The sequence below is a fragment of the Eubacterium coprostanoligenes genome, from assembly GCF_900167205.1.
Lineage (GTDB): Bacteria > Bacillota > Clostridia > Oscillospirales > Acutalibacteraceae > Eubacterium_R > Eubacterium_R coprostanoligenes.
On sequence record NZ_FUWW01000006.1, the window covers coordinates 78,458 to 96,747 of the forward strand.

Genomic DNA, 18,290 nt, shown 5'->3' on the forward strand with positions numbered 1-18,290 from the left:
TTATTCTTCACTTTGCAATTCTTTTTCTATTTTATCTATCAAATCGGTTTGCAAAAACATAACCGCCTGCTTGATTGCGTTTTTGAAGCAACGGGCGTCTGCCGAGCCGTGAGCTTTGATAACCGGCTTTCTTACTCCGAGCATAACAGCTCCGCCATATTCTTTGTAGTCAAACTGTGTTTTCATATCATTTATGCCCGAACGAACACCGAGATATGAAAGTTTGCTTAATGTATTTTTATAAAAAGCGTTTTTTATGCCCTGCATAAGCGCCTTTGCAACGCCCTCATAGGTTTTGAGTATCAAATTACCCGTAAAGCCGTCCGCAACAACAACATCCGCATCACCGAACGGAATCTGCCTGCCCTCGATGTTGCCGATAAAATTATACGGTGCCGACTTCATCAAATTGTACGCTTCTTTTACGGTCGGTGTTCCCTTGGTTTCCTCCGTGCCGTTGTTTGCAAGTGCAACGGTCGGATTTGCAACGCCAAAAATGTTTTGCATATATATTGAGCCCAAAAGCCCAAATTGATAAAGATATTCGCTTTTGCACTCTGCGTTTGCACCACAGTCCATAAGCACAAACGGTTTGCTTGTGCTCGGCATAACCGAAGCAATTGCAGGTCGCTTTACGCCTTTAATTCGCTTTGTTATAAGAGTTGCACCGACTGTGATTGCACCTGTATTGCCGGCGCTGACAAATGCGTCGCCCTCGCCGTCATTGAGGAGTTTGAAACCTACAGCCATAGAACTGTCAGGCTTGCCACGAAGCACAACCTTTGCATCATCGCAGTTATCAATAACCTGTGTGCAGTTGATTACTTTAGTATTATTCAAGGTAATGTTGTTTTCTTTAACGCAAGAATTGATGACATTTTCATCACCGAGGAGAACAGCCTCATCAATGCCAAATTCATCCACGGCAAGCATTGTGCCCTTGATTATTTCAAGCGGTGCATTATCTCCGCCCATTGCGTCAACTATAATTTTCATAATTGCTCCAAAGCTCTGTTTGCAAGAGCCATATATCTTTCTCTCTTATCTCTGATTTTCGGCTCAATCGGAGGCAAGACACCAAAGTTTGCACCCATCGGCTGAAAATTCGTTACGCTCTCATCGCTGATATATTGCGACAAAGCACCAATCATATTGTATTCCGACAGAACAAGCGGTTCTTCGCCCTCTGCTCGTCTGACGGCATTTACACCTGCCATTATGCCTGAAGCCGCAGATTCCATATATCCCTCAACACCTGTGATTTGACCTGCAAAAAAAATGTTTGGATTGCTTCTCAAACTAAAATCGGAATTCAAAAGTTTTGGCGAATTAAGAAACGAATTCCTGTGCATTACGCCGTATCTGACAAACTCCGCATTTTCAAGTCCCGGAATCATAGAGAACACTCTCTTTTGCTCGCCGAACTTCAAATTGGTCTGGAAACCGACAAGGTTGAACATTGTGCCTTTGCTGTTTTCTCTGCGAAGCTGAACGCATGCCCACGGTCTGTGACCTGTGTTTGGGTCAACAAGTCCGACCGGTTTCATAGGTCCGAATCGAGGAGCGTCAAGTCCTCTTTTTGCAAGCTTTTCAATCGGCATACATCCTTCGTACACATCAAAATCGTGCACAACTGCGCACTCGGCATTGATGAGTTCTTCAATAAAAGCCTCGTATTCTGCCTTGTTGAACGGACAATTGATATAGTCGTCATCTCCGCCTCTGTCATATCTTGAAGCGCCAAATGCCTTTTGCATATCAACGCTGTCTGCCATAACAATCGGAGCGGCAGCATCATAAAACGACAGATAATCTCCGCACAAATTTTGGATTGCTTCGCCGAGTTTACCCTCTGTAAGAGGTCCTGTTGCGATAATAAGAATTTCGTCATCATCAAGTGAGATTTCCTCAACAAGTTTATTTTCAACCGTGATGTTTGGATGCGAATTAATCATATCCGTTACGGTTTGAGAAAACTCATTTCTGTCAACCGCAAGAGCACCGCCGGCAGGCACTGCACAATTCCTTGCAACAGGGACGGTGAGTGAACCGAGGCGAGCCATTTCCTCTTTGAGCAAGCCTGCCGCACTGTCAATTCTTGATGCCTTGAGTGAGTTTGAACAGACAAGCTCTGCAAAATTTTTATTTTTATGTGCCGGTGAGAACTTTTCGGGCTTCATTTCAAGCAAAGTAACTTCATAGCCTGCTTCGGCTATTTGCCACGCTGCCTCACAACCTGCAAGTCCGGCACCTATAACCGTAAATTTTTTCATAATCACTTTTTCTTTGGAGCAGGCTTTGTAAATCCACAACCCTCTGTGTCAGGACAATAAAGCACATTGCCCTTTCTTCTGAACAGCGACTTGTTGCACTTTGGACAAACCTCATCGGTTGGTGCGTCCCAAGTCATAAAGTTACATTCAGGATAATTTGAACAGCCGTAGAACGGTGTGCCCCTCTTTGTTTTCTTTTCTATAACATCACCGCCGCAAAGTGGACATTTTGCCTTTGTCTTTGTAATAAGCGGTTTTGCATTTTTACATTCAGGGAATCCCGGACAAGCAAGGAATTTGCCAAATCTGCCAACCTTGACAACCATCTTTCTGCCACACTTTTCGCAGACAACATCGGTTTCTTCTTCCTTGAGCTTAATCTTAACGCCCTGCATATCTTTCTTTGCTTTTTCAAGCGGTTCAACAAAATCATTGTAATAAAGGCGAATCATATCAATATAATCTTTTTCGCCTGAGTCGATTTTATCAAGGTCGTCTTCCATCTTTGAGGTGTACTTAACATTTACGATGTTTGGTATTCTCTCTTTAAGAAGATTTGTAACCGCTTCACCGAGTTCGGTAGGAACAAACTGCTTGCCCTCACGAACAACATATTCCTTTGAAAGAATTGTTGAGGTGATTGTTACATATGTTGACGGACGACCAACGCCGTTTTCTTCAAGTGCCTTTGTAAGAGATGCTTCTGTGTATCTTGCAGGTGGCTGTGTGAAGTGCTGATTGCCGAGAATACTCTTGAGTTTGAGCACATCGCCCTCTGCAACAGGAGGAAGCGGAGATTCGCTGTCTTTCTTCTGTGCGTCATCGGTTTTTTCCTCATACAAAGCTGTGAAGCCGTCAAACTTAACTGTGTATCCGCTTGCTGTGAAAACATAGCCGTTTGCTGTGATTTCAACCTTCATGGTTTCTTGCTGGCAAGACGCCATAAGTGAAGCAATAAAGCGTTCCCAAACGAGCTTGTAAATTTTATATTGGTCGGAAGTGAGTGAATCCTTAACCGATTCAGGAGTTACACCCGGCATTGACGGACGAATTGCTTCGTGTCCGTCCTGTGCATTGCCCCTTGTTTTGTAAAATCTCGGGGTTGACGGAAGATACTTTTCACCATAGGTTTGCTTGATAAAATCATTGCCGGCGCTGCGAGCCTCATCGGAAATACGGAGCGAGTCGGTTCTCATATATGTGATAAGACCGACTGTGCCGAGATCTTTGACATCAACACCTTCGTACAATTCCTGTGCGGCTTTCATAGTTCTTCTTGCTTGGAATGAAAGTCTGCGAGATGCTTCCTGCTGTAATGTTGAGGTGATGAACGGAGGAGCAGGGTTCTTCTTTCTTGTGCCCTTCTTAACTCCGGTTACAACATATTCGGCATTTTCCAAATCGGCAAGCATTTTGTCTGCTTCTTCCTTTGACGGAATATTGTTCTTATCCGTGCCGACCTTATTGCCCTCTTTGTCCTGAACCATAGTAGCTGCAAAGCTCTTTCTTTCAGGAGGGTTGGTGAATTTTGCATCAATTGTCCAATATTCTTCAGGCTTAAATGCACGGATTTCGTTTTCTCTGTCAACCACAAGACGGAGAGCAACGCTCTGTACACGACCTGCCGAAAGACCTCTTCTGATTTTTTGGCTTACGAACGGAGAAAGCTTGTAGCCGATAAGACGGTCAAGAATTCTTCTTGCCTGCTGGGCATTTACAAGGTCAATGTCAATTTGACGAGGATGCTCCATTCCGTTTTTTACACCTGATTTTGTGATTTCGTTGAATGTAACTCTGTTCTTATCATCAAGTTTCAAGCCGAGCAAATTTGCAAGGTGCCAAGAAATTGCCTCTCCCTCACGGTCAGGGTCGGTTGCGAGATAAACGCAATCAGCCTTGTGCGCCTTTGTTTTGAGTTCATCAACAAGAGCCTCTTTGCCTTTGATTACGGCATACTTCGGCTCAAAATTATGTTCGATATCAACACTGAGTCTTGCGGCAGGAAGGTCACGAACATGACCCATTGACGCAATGACTTCATATCCATTGCCAAGATAACCCTTAATATTCTTTGCCTTGGCAGGTGACTCCACGATTACTAACTTTGACATATATCATTTGTCCTTTCGGTTAAATTCAAGATTGTTTTCTTCTGTATCGCTTGCCCATACCGGACTCACAAAGTCCGTCAAGTTCAAGCATTGTCAGGGCGACAAGCACGGAATTTATATCAAGCTGTGCAACATTTGCAATACTCTCAACATCTTTAAAATCATCGTCCATAGCATCAAACACCGATTTTTCATCACCGACAAGCTGTCGTGATCGCTCGTCAATTTGTGTTCGGTTTTTGCGATGCTTTTCTATATTCTCAAAGGTGATTTCCTCGTCCTGTTCGGGAGTTAAATCACGCTTTTTGTATTCATCATTCAGCAGTTCGTCAACAGTTGCGAGCCTCGACATATCAAGAGTTACATACTTCTCCGTGTAGTGAGAAATAATCGACTCAACATCAACAACAGGCACAGCACCGTCTGAAATCAGTTTGTTAGTTCCGTTGAACCTCTTGTCAAAAATCGAAGCGGCGGTTGCAAACATATCCCTGTTTTGCGACACGGCAAATGTTGCCGTGATGAGCGAACCGCTTTTTGTTCCCGCTTCGGCAACAAACACACCGTCCGCAAGACCGCTGATAATTCGATTTCGCATCGGAAAAGTAAATCTGCTTGCGGGAGTGAACGGCGGAAATTCGGAAATGACCGCACCTTTTTCGGTAATTCTTCGTCTTAAATTCTCGTTTGAAGCGAGATAGTTTGAACCGAGTCCACAGCCCATAACCGCAACTGTGATTCCTCCACATTCCAAAGCACCGATATGTGCCGAGGTGTCTATTCCAAGAGCACCGCCACTGATTACCACAGCGTTGCACCTTGCAAGACCTTTTGATATAACCCTTGCCACGCTCTTTGCATAATTTGACGGCTTGCGAGTGCCGACAACCGCAATGCTGAGCATTTTGTCTACATCGGGCATTTTGCCGTCAACATACAAAACCGCCGGCGGGTCAAATATTTCTTTTAGTTTATTTGGATAATTCTCATCATCAACAGTGATTATATCCCAGCCGTTTTGTTTGCACACCGCAATTATTTCATCCGCTTTTTCAATCGGAGTGCTTTCCATTGCGTCAAGCATTTTGTCTGTCACATTTGGGCAAACCTTACGCTGAAGATAATTGCTGTTATATAGATTTTCAGCCGAGCCGAAATAATCAATTATCGGCTTGATTGCCTTGCCTACACCAACGGTAAGCTGAAGCCATATGAGATACCTTGCATTTTTCATCGAAGCATCTCCCACATAGTTATTGCACCGGCAACGCCTGCGTTGAGGCTTTCCGCCCTGCCAAGCATAGGTATTGTGATAAGTTCATCGCTGACGGCCTTGATGTTTTCCTCAACTCCGTTTGCCTCGTTGCCTATAACCGACACGGCATTGCCCGAAAAATCAATATTGGTGATTTTCACAGCCGATGAACTCGGAACGGTCGAATACACCTTGAAGCCCTGTGACTTCATATCAACAAGCGTTTTTTGCAAATCGTTGCTGTTGATAATATTCATACGAAGCACCGAACCCATCGATGCTCTGATTGCCTTTGAATTGAACACATCACAGCAATTGTATGTGATGATTCCGTCAATACCGAGAGCCTCTGCGGAACGAATAATCGCTCCGACATTTGCCGGGTCTTGCACATTGTCAAGTGCAACGATTTTGCCATTGCCGATTGCCTGCTTGCCGTTGCTCATCTCAACGGTCAGGAACACGCCCTGCGGTGACTTGGTTTCAGACAGTTTTTCCGAAACCTGCGAATTGATGACATAAACTTGCTTTGCCTCTTTTGAAAGTGCGTCAATCTCACTAGGATATTTTTCGTATATATCTTCTGTATAAAACAGTGAATCGGGCTTATAAACAGAATTAAGGACATCAAAACATAGCCTTGCCCCCTCAAGTGCAAAACGACGATTTTCGTATCTCGCCTTTGAAGAAGTAAAAAGCTTTTTTGTGTCCTTAACAATAATATTATTTTTGCTTGTGATTTTTTCCATACACATCTCCGTTGCGTGCCAAAATATTTGCAGTTCTGCATTTAGTTTAAATAAATCACTCGATATTTATTATATTTTAATATAATATACATTATAATAAAAATTTTTTCAATAGTTTATTTGAATATTTATCATATATTTTATATTATTTGGTTATTCGGTTGACTAAATTTGTTTTTTATTCTATAATGAACAATAGAAAAATATGCAAAGGAAAAAAATATTATGCCATATTATGACATTGCAGGATTAAGAGTAAAAATGAACAATTGCGGAGGCAGAAGCGAAAAACAGGCTGTGCCTTATCTTGCCGACAACCAATCGGATGATTTAGAACCGGACATTAACATTTTCGTTGATGACAAAAGGGTTCAAGCTGCTATGGCAGAACATCCGGAGCTTTCACAGGGCGACTGGGAATATATGCTCACAGGTTCTGATTTTTACACTGACTTAATCAAATATGACGGCATTCTTTTGCACTCATCCTGCGTTGTTGTTGACGGAATTGCGTACACATTTTCTGCCGACAGCGGAACAGGCAAATCCACACACACCCAGCTTTGGCTCAAGAAATTCGGCGACAGAGCATACATCCTCAATGACGACAAGCCTGCAATAAGACTTATCGGCGACACAGTATATGCCTGCGGTACTCCGTGGAGCGGAAAGTACGATTACTCGACCCCTGCCGTTGTGCCTCTTGCAGGAATTTGTTTCCTTGAAAGAAGCGAGGACAACTGGATCAGACCTGCCAACACAAACAAGGCGATATTCAATATATTCAGCCAAACTGTTCGCCGTCTCGGTGAAGGTCAAATGAACAAATTGATGGATAACCTTAATGTGATTTTCAAAAAAGTACCGATTTACGAGCTTGGTTGCAACATTTCAGAAGAAGCCGTAGACTGTTCCTACAACGCTATGAAAAAGGAGTTATCCGATTTTGAATAAAAAAATATGTGCATTGTTGCTGTCGGCGGCAATGTGCTTTTGCTTTACGGCATGTTCAAACAACACACAGGAAGAGCAAAGCACAGCCGTAACCGCAACAACCACAACACAAGCGACAACCTCAACAACAGTTGCCGAAACCACAACAAAAGAAACAACGGCAAAGCCTTCAACAACAAAAACACAAACCACAACAAAAAAGAAAAAGATTACTACAACAAAGGTCAAGAAAAAAAAGAAAACAGACACGGTAACCTGCACCGTTACGGTTGAATGTAAATCAATTCTTGACCATATGGACGAACTGAAAGAAGGACACGAGGAATTCGTGCCAAGCGACGGCTACATAATCAAGAATTACACCTACAAAGCTAAAGCCGGCTACACCGCATATGACGCTCTTAAATCAGCCTGCAACAACAACGACATCAAGCTGACGGCTCAAAAAACAAGCTACGGTGTCTATATTTCGGGAATAAATAGCCTTGATGAATTTGACTGTGGCAAGCAAAGCGGTTGGATGTACAGCGTGAACGGAATTATGCCAAACACCACCTGCGGAAATGTGACCATTGATGACGGCGATTCAATCGTTTTCACATATGTTTGCACTTTTCAATAAACCGAATAACAGCACAAAACGCAACGCAAGAAATCAATCCTGTGTTGCGTTTTTATTAATTAACTTTTTTCTTCAAATCCTGAAGAATTTTCTTTTCTATTCTCGACACATACGAGCGAGAAATGTTCAACCTCTGCGCAACCTCTCGTTGGGTGAGCGGTTTTGCATTGTTCAATCCATAACGCAAAATGATTATTTCCTTTTCCCTCTCGTCATCCATATTTTCAATGAGTTTCTTTACCTCCAGCCAACGGCGTTTTGTTTCGATTTCTTCAACAATATCCCTGTCATCGCTGATTACATCCTCGACTGTCAGCGGATTTCCGTCTTTGTCGGTATCAATCGCATCACCCATAAACACCTCTCCGTTCTGCTTTTTTAGTGAACGAAAATACATTAGAATTTCGTTTTCAACACAGCGAGAAGCATAGGTTGAAAGCCGAGTTCCCTTTGAATAATCAAACGAATCCACCGCTTTAATCAGTCCGATAGTGCCGATAGAAATCAGGTCGTCATTGTCATTTGTTTTTGAATAATACTTCTTGCAAATATGGCTGACCAAACGGAGATTGCGTTCAATCAAAACTGCCCGAGCGTTGAGGTCACCGTTCGCCATCTTTTCAAGCTGTTCCCGTTCTTCCTTTGCGGTGAGCGGTTTTGGAAATCCCGACCCGTTTTGAATGTGCAAAAGCAAAAACAACAGGCTTGAACCGATTGCGGTAAGTAGTGCAGAAAACATAAAAACCTCTCCTTATCAAATCACAATACATACTATGACGAAAAGAAATAATTAATACCGTTGACAAGCCTATACTTTTAATGATACACTCAACTTATGGAAAAATATATTAAATTTGCAGGCCTTGATGCCGACCTTGAAAATAGACTGATTCAATACATAAGCAGTCACGAAAAGAAAATAAATTCACTTGCGGAAAAGTGCAAAAAGCACGGTTTTTCGTGCCTTGCAAGACGCAATGATATGATGAGGCTTGCCGTTTGCATTGCATACATCAAATATACCGAAGAGGACTACAAACAGCTTGGAATAGACGAAAACATACTGAAAGAAACTATGTCCGACATAGGAATTTGGTGCAAAAACAACGACAACAAGGGACTGAAAAATTACCCGTGGATACAAAATCACCTTAAGGCAGAATTGTTCAAAATAGGCAGACTTCAGTATCAACTTTTCAAATGTACCTATGTTACATTCGACTACTCAAAACTGCCGTTCAAAAAGGGCGAACAAACTGTATTTATCCACATTCCGCAGGGCGAACCACTGTTATTATCGGACTGTAAGGACTCGCTGAAAATGGCAAAAGATTTTTTTGCAACGCATCTCCCTGCGTATAAATTCAACTACTTCGTGTGCAAAAGCTGGCTTTTATACAAAGACAATCACCTGTTTATGAAGCCGTCAAGCAACATTTTGCAGTTTCAAACGCTGTTCGAAATTGCTTTTACAGACCATACGGACAGTTATGCAATAGAGCGAATTTTCGGCAAAAAACAGTTCAACAAAAAGCAGTACGCAGAAACGACCTCACTTCAAAAAGGTGCAAAGGAATATATGATCAACGGCGGAAAATTAGGCGAAAGTTTTGGCTATATTCCGCTAAGCAAGATATAAGAAAAACGGAAAGTTATGCAACACTTTCCGTTCTTTTTTTATTCGGTAATTGAGCTATGATGAGTGCAACAAAAATAATTGCACAGCCTAAAAGTTCTTTGACCGTCAATTTGTCGCCGACAATCAGCCAGCCTGCAAGCACCGCAAACACCGATTCAGTGCTCATAAGCAATGACGAAACCGTTGGGTCAACATATTTTTGAGCAACATTTTGCACCGTAAAGGCAAATGTTCCGGCAACCACGCCTGCATAAAGCAGTGACATCCACAACGCAGATTGATTTATGCTTGCACACCACTGCGAAAAATCTCTCATTTCGGATATAGCCATCGGCACGGTCAAAAACAGCGATGCCGAAAAAAACTGCACACACGCAAGTTTGATAATATCCGTTTTGTGCTTGAAGCGGTCAACGGCAATAATTCTCGCCGCATTCATAACCGAACAAATAAGCACAAGCATATCAGACATCTGCACGCTGAAGCCGTCATTTACGCACAGCAAATAAAGTCCGCATACCGTCACAACGATTGACAGCCACACATTCCATTTGATTTTTTCCTTAAAAAACAAACAGATAATCGGCACAAAAATCACATTGCACGAGGTCAAAAATCCAGCCTTGCCCGACGGTGTGCCCGCAAACAATCCGAGCTGTTGAAATGCTGATGTGCCGGCAAGGAAAAATCCGCACACAAAGCCGTCACGGATAAGTTCCTTCGTGCTGTAATCCGGTTTTGGCTTGTCGTTCTTTTTCTCCCTTGAATCGAGAAAAGCGATTATCGGCAAAATGGCAATTCCTGCAACAAGAAAGCGGAAAAAGCCGAATGTAAACGGTCCGACAAGGTCACCGCCCTTGCTTTGTGCAACAAAAGAGCCACCCCACGCAACAGAAATCAATATCAGCAAAAAGGATGAAATAATCTTTTTTGATTTCATAATATACTCCAAACGCTTTAAAAAAACCGAGGGAAACCTCGGTTCAGACTGTCGATAAAGCTCCTGAACCACGCCAATATATAACCACCAAATTATGACTCCCATTGATGCAAGGGGAGGTGGCAACACAAAGTGTTGACGGTGGGGTTTTAAAAATGCTGTAAGTTTTGAACTTACAGCATTTTTGGCGTTTTTCGTTTTTTGCTCAGTCGAGGTACCATCGTACATCTTCCTTCGCAAGAAAACAAAATTCAGAAACTTTCTCAACAGCCTGACAAAAAATTTAATTTATAATACCTTGTTAAAGAAATCCTTTGCTCTCTCTGTTTGAGGGTCATAAATAACCTCTTGCGGTGTGCCCTCTTCAAGAATTTTGCCGTCATAGATGAACAAAACTCTGTTGGCAACTTCACGGGCAAAGCCGATTTCATGGGTAACGATAACCATTGTCATACCCTCCTCGGCAAGTTCACGCATAACATTGAGAACTTCGCCTACCATTTCAGGGTCGAGTGCAGAAGTCGGCTCGTCAAAAAGCATAATATCAGGATTCATACAAAGCGCTCTTGCAATGGCAACACGCTGTTTTTGACCGCCTGAAAGCATGGACGGATACGCCTGTGCCTTGTCCTCAAGACCTACCTTGCCAAGCATTTTCATGGCAAGTTGCTTTGCCTCGTCCTTTTTCATCTTTTTAACCTGAATAGGTGCAAGGGTAAGATTGTCTATAACATTAAGGTTATTGAAAAGATTGAAATGCTGGAACACCATTCCGACATTTTCTCTTGCCTTGTTGATGTTGATTTTTTTGTCATCCATATGATTGCCGTCAACAACCATATCGCCTGCTGTAATATCCTCAAGACGGTTGATACAGCGGAGAAATGTTGACTTGCCACAACCTGACGGACCGAGAATAACAACAACCTCGCCCTCATAAATATCGGTTGTAATATCTTTTAAAACTTCAAGCTTTCCAAAATTCTTTTGGAGATGTGAAACATGAATTTTTACATTATTATAATTTACGGCCACGGTTCAATCTCCTTTCAAGCATTTTTGCTGCATACGAAAGCAAAGTAATAACAATCAAATACATAACGGCTACAACAGCCCAAACCTCAAATACGCTACCTGTGTTGGCAACAACATTCTTTGATGTGTTAACAAGCTCCGGAAAACCGATAACAGAAAGGATTGATGTATCCTTAAGTGTGATGATGAACTGATTTATAATTGACGGAATCATTGTTCTGATAGCCTGCGGAAGAACAACCTTGCGCATAGCCTGTGAATAGCTCATACCGAGTGAACGGGATGCTTCCATCTGACCGATGTCGACCGATTGAATACCGGCACGAATAATCTCTGCCATATATGCACCGCAGTTAAGCGAAAGGCAGACAGTACCCGCCTGCAAAGCAGAAAGTGTAAACGATGTTGTTGATGATTTGTTGATGATATACGGAACGCCGAAATAAACAAAAAACGCAAGTACAATCATTGGGACGCCACGAATGACATCAACGAATACTCTGTAAATTGCATTGCAAACCTTGTTTTTAAGCACAGATAAGATGCCGAAAAGCAAACCGATTAAGCAAGCAAAGAACAATCCGCACAATGCCAAGGTGAGCGTTTTGCCCATAGCCGCAAGAAGCATTTGTCCGTATGTTTCAATAATTTGTTGCATTGGGTGAAAAACTCCTCTCATAGTAGAATGATGTAAAAATATGTCGACATCATTCAGCAAGAAAGCCACCGTTGCCCGTGGAAAAACGGGCAGGTGGCAAACTTTCCTAAACAGAATTACTTTAATTTTTGCCGATATTAGCCAAGATACTTTGCGATAATCTCGTCATACTTTCCATTAGCCTTGATGTTTGCAAGACCTGCATTGAACTTGTCAAGAAGTTCCTGCTTGTCAGCTGAGAAAGTAGCCATACCGTAACCGGCACCTTCATTTTCAGAGCCTTCTACGATTTCCATATCAAGATTGCCGTCTTTAATAGAAGCTGCCATAATAGGAGTATCCTCGAAGCAAGCAGCACACTGACCGCCTGTAACAGATTGATACATTGTTGGGCTGTCCTCAAAATATGTAAGTTTAAGACTGTACTTATCCTTGAGTTCTTCTGCATAGTCGGCACCCTTTGTACCTGTCTTAACAGCTACTGTTGAACCCTTGAGATCGTCAAGTGATTTAATGCTTGAGCCCTTCTTTACTGCAACGCTTTGTGTTGCTGTGTAATAAGCGTCAGAGAAAATCCAACCGCCTTTTTGTCTTTCATCAGTAATTGAAGCACCTGCGATCATAGCGTCAGCCTGACCTGACTTGCAAGCTGCGATTGATGCGTCAAAGCCAAGTGATCTGAGTTCGTACTCAAAGCCCTGATCTTCTGCAATAGCTGCAAGAATATCCACATCAATACCAACAAAGTTACCTGAAGCGTCTGTGTATTCAAAAGGCTTGAATACTGTATCAGTTGCGATAACATACTTCTTTGCGGAAGCATCTGTTTTTGCATCATTATTTTTGTCATCATTTGAGTTGTTTGAGCATCCTGCAAATGCAAATACTACTGTAAGTGCTGCAAGAACAAGAGCCAATACTCTCTTCATTGTCTTTTTCATTTTCATTTTCCTTTCAAATTATTAATTAAATCCGTTTAGGATATATTAAGGTTTATTATAATAATTTTTTGCTGCCTTGTCAATACTCACAGAGTTTTACAAGACAGCAAAGCGGGAAAAATGAACGATATTTTTATGTTTTTTTATACATTATGACGAATATTTATAGTTATAATGAAAATTTGTTATCAAGGTTTCCGAACAAATCGACCTGCTTTTTTGAACCGACAACACAGAACGAACTGTCATTAATTGCACTTTCAAGAGTGTCTGCAAGAGCCAAAAAGTCGCTCTTTTGAGTGCCTACAATCTGCTTGCGAAGCAACAATCTGCTTTCCTCGGATATGCCTCTGATATAGTTGCCGTCCGCACCCGAAGCAATTTCACAAGGGGTGAGAAGCGGAGAAGCGCTCGACATTGCACCGATGATGAAGCCGACAAGACTTCTGTCGGAATTTGCAAATGTACGAAGATAATCCGCAATTTTATAATAGGTTTCAACAGAAGCCTTTGCATTTGGGTCACGGAATGAATATGCAAAAACAGAACCATTGGCAACAGCCTTTAGTCCCGTGCCGTAAGCACCGCCCTTTACACGCACCTCATTCCACAAATAATCAAGCGAAACAATGTGGCTCATAAGGAATGTTCTGCCATCATACAGTCCGCTGAAATCTGCCGCCATACCAGAAAACGAAATGTCACCCGGAATAACAACAGCGTCATTCGATTTTTTCCACGGTTTGATTTTAAGTTCGTGAGAAACAGTTGACTTGCCAAGCGAAGCAATAAATGATTTTATGCTGTCGTCAAATTCGTTTGCATCGTCTGCACCGATACCGACAAGAACATTGTCAGAACCGAAAATACTGCTTGCAAATCCTTGAAGTTCGGCAATGACAGTAGGTTCGGTTTCCTGCTCTTTGAGCCAATAATAATATGAAAATCCGTTTGAAACATCTTCAACAACAGCGTCATATGAAAAAGCCGTTGAGCTTCTCTTTGCCGCAAACATTGAGCCTGCCATAACGATTGACTGATAATGAAGTTGGCGTTCTTGTTTAATAATATCTACAATTTGAGAAGTGTTTTCAAACTTTGTTGAAGTCAAAATTTCTCTGACAAGTTCAAGCGCTTCACCGACATATCTGTTGAGTGCGCTGAACGAAACAACAAATTTTATTTTGCCGTTCTTTGACGAATTGTATTGTGCAAACGGCGAAACAGAAAACGAAATATTTCCGCATTTTGCCGTAAGCTCGGTTTTCAAATCAACAGCGTTGTGATGTGCCGTGTCAAGTTCGCCCAAAAGTTTTGACATAAGCGAAAGTTTTGGCAAATCAGCTTCCTCAACACCTGTGATGTCAAAATACATTTTTATATACGCAATACCGTCAGTTTGGATTGAGTGCTTGATAAGTTTGCCGTCAATTTCCGTTGGGAGCGGTTCAGGCTTAACCTCAATATCGTCAAGGGTAATCATCGGCATTTTTGCCAAATCCTCCGGCGAATCAACGCTTGATTGCCATTCGTCAAGTTTTTTCTGCTCGTTTTTGTAATACTCAACATCGGCATCGCTCCAAGAATTCTTAACAGCCTCAAGTCTTGCCTTTTCGTCTGCTCGGTCGCTGTCGCCGACTGTGTATGACGGCTTTGCAAGAAGAACACAACGGTGCTTGTTGTCGAAGAAAACTTCGCTGATAAGCTGTTCAAAATAGCCACTTTCAGCCTTTTTACGCAAGGTTTCAAAAATGTCGCCGACAAGAACATTTGTTGTGGTTTCGCCGTCATAAAGCCATGTCTCAAGCGAAAGCATAGCATACATAAGTCCACGAGGATAACCAAAATCCTTTTCCTTAAGTTCAAATTCAAAATTGGAAATTACGGCTTCAAGCTGTTTTTTGTCAAGTCCGTTTGATTGAAGTTCACGCAACTTTTGATTAACAAAATCGTATATTTCATCCGCCTTGTTTTCGTCAATATTCTTCAAATCAAGTGCAATATATGGTTGAAGTATTCCGTCAACCACTTGAATAGAGGCGTCCTCGGCATAGCCTTTTTCAAGAATTGCAGAGGTGAGATAAGATTGATTGTTTCGGCAAAGATAGCGAGCAAGAATTCGTGTTGCATAAATCTTTTCTTTTTCGTCAAACTTGCCGACAACATAGCCCATTTGAAGCGAGCTTTGATTTTCGAGTGGCATATCCTTTGACTGTTCAAACATAACTTCAACCTTGCCTGCATCAACAGGAGTTTGAATGTTTGGAAGTTCGCTCGGCTCAATGGCGTCAAAATTGCAAAGGTACTCTCTGTCGATAAATTCTGTCACTTTTTCAATATCCAAATCACCGTCAAGAATGATATAGCTGTTTGACGGATGATAGTACTTTTTGTGTCCGTTGATGAACTGCTCATAGGTGAGTGACGGGATTTTGCTTGGATGTCCGCCCGATTCCCTGCTGTAGCAATTGTCAGGGAACAATGCACGGCAAAGAGCATTTTCCTTTACAGAATCCGCATCGGCATACACGCCCTTCATCTCGTTGAAAACAACGCCCTTGTAGGAAATATCGCCGTTTTCGTCAAACTCATAATGCCAGCCCTCTTGATAAAAAATCTCCGGCTTTGTGTAAATCGACGGATAAAATACCGCATCAAGATAGACTTCCATAAGATTGAAAAAGTCTTTATCATTTTTACTTGAAATAGGATACATTGTTTTGTCGCTAAAGGTCATAGCATTCAAAAATGTGTTCATACTGTTTTTGATGAGCTCAACAAACGGCTCTTTTACAGGGAATTTTTTTGAACCGCACAAAACGCTGTGCTCCAAAATATGAAAAATTCCGGTGTCGTCACTCGGAACTGTTCTGAATGCGATAGAAAAAGTTTTGTTATTGTCCGGTCTGTCGAACCACAAAAGTCTTGCACCTGATTTTTCGTGCTTCATTTCAACAATTCTGCCCTTAAGCTCGGCAACCTCTTTTACTTCAAGAATTTTAAATCCGTTCATATTGTCATTAATCTTCATAATTAATCCTCCGTACTCTTTTAATTATAGCATAGTCCATAAAAAAATCAAATACACAAATTTGTTTCTATTAATATTATTCGTCAAAATAAAGACTTTTTATCCTTGACATAAAAAGTTTTTATGTTAAAATTAGTATACTGACTTTTTAAAAAGAAAATAAGAGAGGGCTTTATTAATGGAAAAAAGAGAGCAATTTGCCTCACAACTCGGATTCATCTTGGTTTCTGCGGGATGTGCAGTCGGCATAGGCAATGTATGGAAATTCCCATACATCTGCGGAATGTACGGCGGAGCGGCATTTATTGTTATGTACTTGCTGTTTCTCATCATTCTCGGCTTCCCGATTTTGGTTGCAGAATTTGCAGTCGGCAGAGGCAGTCAGATGGGTATGGGCAGAGCGTTTGAAAAACTTGAGCCAAAAGGCACAAAGTGGCATAACCTCAAATGGATAAGCATTATCGGATGTTATTTACTTATGTCGTTTTACACAATGGTAGGCGGATGGATGCTTTACTATGCGTATCTTGAAATCACCGGCAAACTTTCCGGACTTGATGTTGACGGAGTAGGCAACGCATTTTCAACAATGCTGTCGCAACCTCAAACAATGGGTTTGTGGGCATTTATCGCAATTGTTTTGTCATTTGCGGTTTGTGCGCTCGGCGTAAAAAACGGCGTTGAAAAAATCACAAAAGTTATGATGTCACTCCTTGTTGTTCTTATGGTGGCGCTCGCAATCAACTCGGCAACACTGCCGAATGCAAGCGAAGGCATCAAATTCTACCTTGTTCCAAATTTCAGCGTTGTAAAACAAACAGGCTTCGGCACGGCTGTATTTGCCGCTATGTCGCACGCATTCTTCACACTCAGCCTCGGTATCGGCGCTATGGAAATCTTTGGCAGTTATCTTGACAAGAAAAAACGCCTTGGCGGTGAAGCAGTAAGTGTTATGGTGCTCGATACATTCGTTGCTCTTATGGCAGGTTTCATCATCATTCCTGCATGCTTTGCATTTGGCGTTCAGCCTGACAGCGGTCCGTCACTCCTCTTTATAACACTTCCAAATGTATTTAATCAAATGGCAGGTGGCAGAATTTGGGGTGCATTATTCTTCATCTTTATGTCGTTTGCCGCACTTTCAACCATCATTGCCGTGTTTGAAAACCTCATTGCTGCTTTTATGGATATGAAGGGTTGGTCACGCTCAAAGTCCGTTGCAGTAAACTTTATTATCATCACCGCAATCAGCATCCCTGCAATTCTTGGTTTCAACCTTTGGTCAAAGGTTCAGCTTCTCGGCGAGGGCACAGGAATTATGGATGTTGAGGACTTCATTGTTTCTTATAATTTGCTTCCGCTTGGCAGTTTGGTATTTGTTATGTTCTGCGTCAGAAAGAACGGATGGGGATTTGAAAACTTCATCAAGGAGGCAAACACAGGCGAAGGACTCAAGTTCCCTAACTGGGCAAGAGCATATATGCAGTATGTTTTGCCGATTGTTGTTATCATTGTTTACCTCAAAGGCTACTATGATTTCTTTGCAAATCACGAGCCGGCACAAAGAATTGCTTGGATGGCATTCGCCTTTCTCCTTATGCTTGTGATATTTGGCATAGTATTCTTTACCGGAAGAAAGAAAAAATCAGCATAAAATGTAAAAAGGCTGTTGAGAAAGTTTCTGAATTTCGTTTTCTTGCGAAGGAAGATGTATATAAATACCTCGACTGAGCAAAAAACGAAAAACACCAAAAATGCCGTAAGTCCAATACCTACAGCATTTTTAAAACCCCACCGTCAACACTTCGTGTTGCCACCTTTACTGCGTAGACGCCCCCTTTTGTCTGCGTTGCAGACATTTCCCCCGATTAACGGGGGAATCACCTTTTAAAAAATGGGAGGCATAATTCGGTTAATTATATTTTGGCATGTTTCAGGAGCTTTATCAACAGTATGAGGCGGTTTGTTCCGCCTTTTATTTTTGTATTATCTTCCATTCTTCGCACAGTTTTTCGAGTGTCCAAACAGCATTTGCAGGGCTTGTGGACGGCAGGCATTCGGCTGAAATTCCAATAGTTTGTT

The 18,290-nt window shown here is 41.9% G+C and carries 15 protein-coding genes; 4 read left to right on the top strand and 11 right to left on the bottom strand.

Features of this window, described 5'->3' with window-relative positions:
* From plsX to B5D29_RS03910, 5 genes are read right to left on the bottom strand one after another with little or no spacing between them, the layout of a single operon-like run.
* The gene (plsX, locus tag B5D29_RS03890) at positions 1-996 is read right to left on the bottom strand and encodes a phosphate acyltransferase PlsX (protein WP_078768268.1); all 996 of its coding nucleotides are present in this window, start codon (positions 994-996) and stop codon (positions 1-3) included.
* On the bottom strand, positions 993-2,273 hold the full coding sequence (gene trmFO, locus B5D29_RS03895) for a methylenetetrahydrofolate--tRNA-(uracil(54)-C(5))-methyltransferase (FADH(2)-oxidizing) TrmFO (protein ID WP_078768269.1): 1,281 nt from the start codon (positions 2,271-2,273) through the stop codon (positions 993-995). Before trmFO ends, plsX begins: the two co-directional genes overlap by 4 nt.
* Positions 2,274-2,275: 2 nt before the next feature.
* A complete protein-coding gene (gene topA / locus B5D29_RS03900; RefSeq protein ID WP_078768270.1) occupies positions 2,276-4,384 on the bottom strand; it encodes a type I DNA topoisomerase in 2,109 nt (702 codons plus the stop codon).
* Between the two features lie 25 nt (positions 4,385-4,409).
* Positions 4,410-5,618 (bottom strand): DNA-processing protein DprA, encoded by a 1,209-nt coding sequence (gene dprA / locus B5D29_RS03905; protein ID WP_078768271.1) that lies wholly within the window; start codon positions 5,616-5,618, stop codon positions 4,410-4,412.
* On the bottom strand, positions 5,615-6,388 hold the full coding sequence (locus B5D29_RS03910) for a TrmH family RNA methyltransferase (protein ID WP_159443390.1): 774 nt from the start codon (positions 6,386-6,388) through the stop codon (positions 5,615-5,617). The genes dprA and B5D29_RS03910 overlap by 4 nt, the downstream gene beginning before the upstream one ends.
* Before the next feature lie 225 nt (positions 6,389-6,613).
* Between B5D29_RS03910 and B5D29_RS03915 the strand changes: the two genes are divergently transcribed.
* Positions 6,614-7,342 (top strand): hypothetical protein, encoded by a 729-nt coding sequence (locus B5D29_RS03915; protein ID WP_078768273.1) that lies wholly within the window; start codon positions 6,614-6,616, stop codon positions 7,340-7,342.
* Positions 7,335-7,964 (top strand): DUF4430 domain-containing protein, encoded by a 630-nt coding sequence (locus B5D29_RS03920; RefSeq protein ID WP_078768274.1) that lies wholly within the window; start codon positions 7,335-7,337, stop codon positions 7,962-7,964. Before B5D29_RS03915 ends, B5D29_RS03920 begins: the two co-directional genes overlap by 8 nt.
* 55 nt (positions 7,965-8,019) lie before the next feature.
* On the opposite strand, the gene sigK is transcribed toward B5D29_RS03920, so the two are convergent.
* Positions 8,020-8,703 carry an RNA polymerase sporulation sigma factor SigK gene (gene sigK, locus B5D29_RS03925; protein WP_078768275.1) on the bottom strand — a complete coding sequence of 228 codons (684 nt, stop codon included), beginning with the start codon at positions 8,701-8,703 and terminating at the stop codon, positions 8,020-8,022.
* Between the two features lie 96 nt (positions 8,704-8,799).
* Here sigK and B5D29_RS03930 point away from each other — a divergent pair, with 96 nt between their 5' ends.
* The gene (locus B5D29_RS03930; protein ID WP_078768276.1) at positions 8,800-9,603 is read left to right on the top strand and encodes an acyltransferase domain-containing protein; all 804 of its coding nucleotides are present in this window, start codon (positions 8,800-8,802) and stop codon (positions 9,601-9,603) included.
* A 13-nt stretch (positions 9,604-9,616) separates the two neighbouring features.
* Here B5D29_RS03930 and B5D29_RS03935 read toward each other — a convergent pair whose 3' ends face one another.
* The 5 genes from B5D29_RS03935 to B5D29_RS03955 all read right to left on the bottom strand — a co-directional run bounded on the left by B5D29_RS03935 (position 9,617) and on the right by B5D29_RS03955 (position 16,208).
* On the bottom strand, positions 9,617-10,543 hold the full coding sequence (locus B5D29_RS03935; protein ID WP_159443391.1) for a DMT family transporter: 927 nt from the start codon (positions 10,541-10,543) through the stop codon (positions 9,617-9,619).
* Between the two features lie 288 nt (positions 10,544-10,831).
* Positions 10,832-11,578, bottom strand: coding sequence for an amino acid ABC transporter ATP-binding protein (locus B5D29_RS03940; protein ID WP_078768278.1), 747 nt, complete (start codon positions 11,576-11,578; stop codon positions 10,832-10,834).
* Positions 11,562-12,236: an amino acid ABC transporter permease gene (locus B5D29_RS03945; protein WP_078768279.1), complete on the bottom strand. Its 675-nt coding sequence runs from the start codon at positions 12,234-12,236 to the stop codon at positions 11,562-11,564. The genes B5D29_RS03940 and B5D29_RS03945 overlap by 17 nt, the downstream gene beginning before the upstream one ends.
* Before the next feature lie 137 nt (positions 12,237-12,373).
* Positions 12,374-13,177 (bottom strand): transporter substrate-binding domain-containing protein, encoded by an 804-nt coding sequence (locus tag B5D29_RS03950; RefSeq protein WP_242941739.1) that lies wholly within the window; start codon positions 13,175-13,177, stop codon positions 12,374-12,376.
* A 169-nt stretch (positions 13,178-13,346) separates the two neighbouring features.
* On the bottom strand, positions 13,347-16,208 hold the full coding sequence (locus B5D29_RS03955; RefSeq protein WP_078768280.1) for an insulinase family protein: 2,862 nt from the start codon (positions 16,206-16,208) through the stop codon (positions 13,347-13,349).
* Between the two features lie 178 nt (positions 16,209-16,386).
* Between B5D29_RS03955 and B5D29_RS03960 the strand changes: the two genes are divergently transcribed.
* Entirely contained in the window at positions 16,387-17,862 is a 1,476-nt protein-coding gene (locus B5D29_RS03960) for a sodium-dependent transporter (RefSeq protein WP_078768281.1), read from the top strand.
* Positions 17,863-18,290 lie beyond the last annotated feature (428 nt).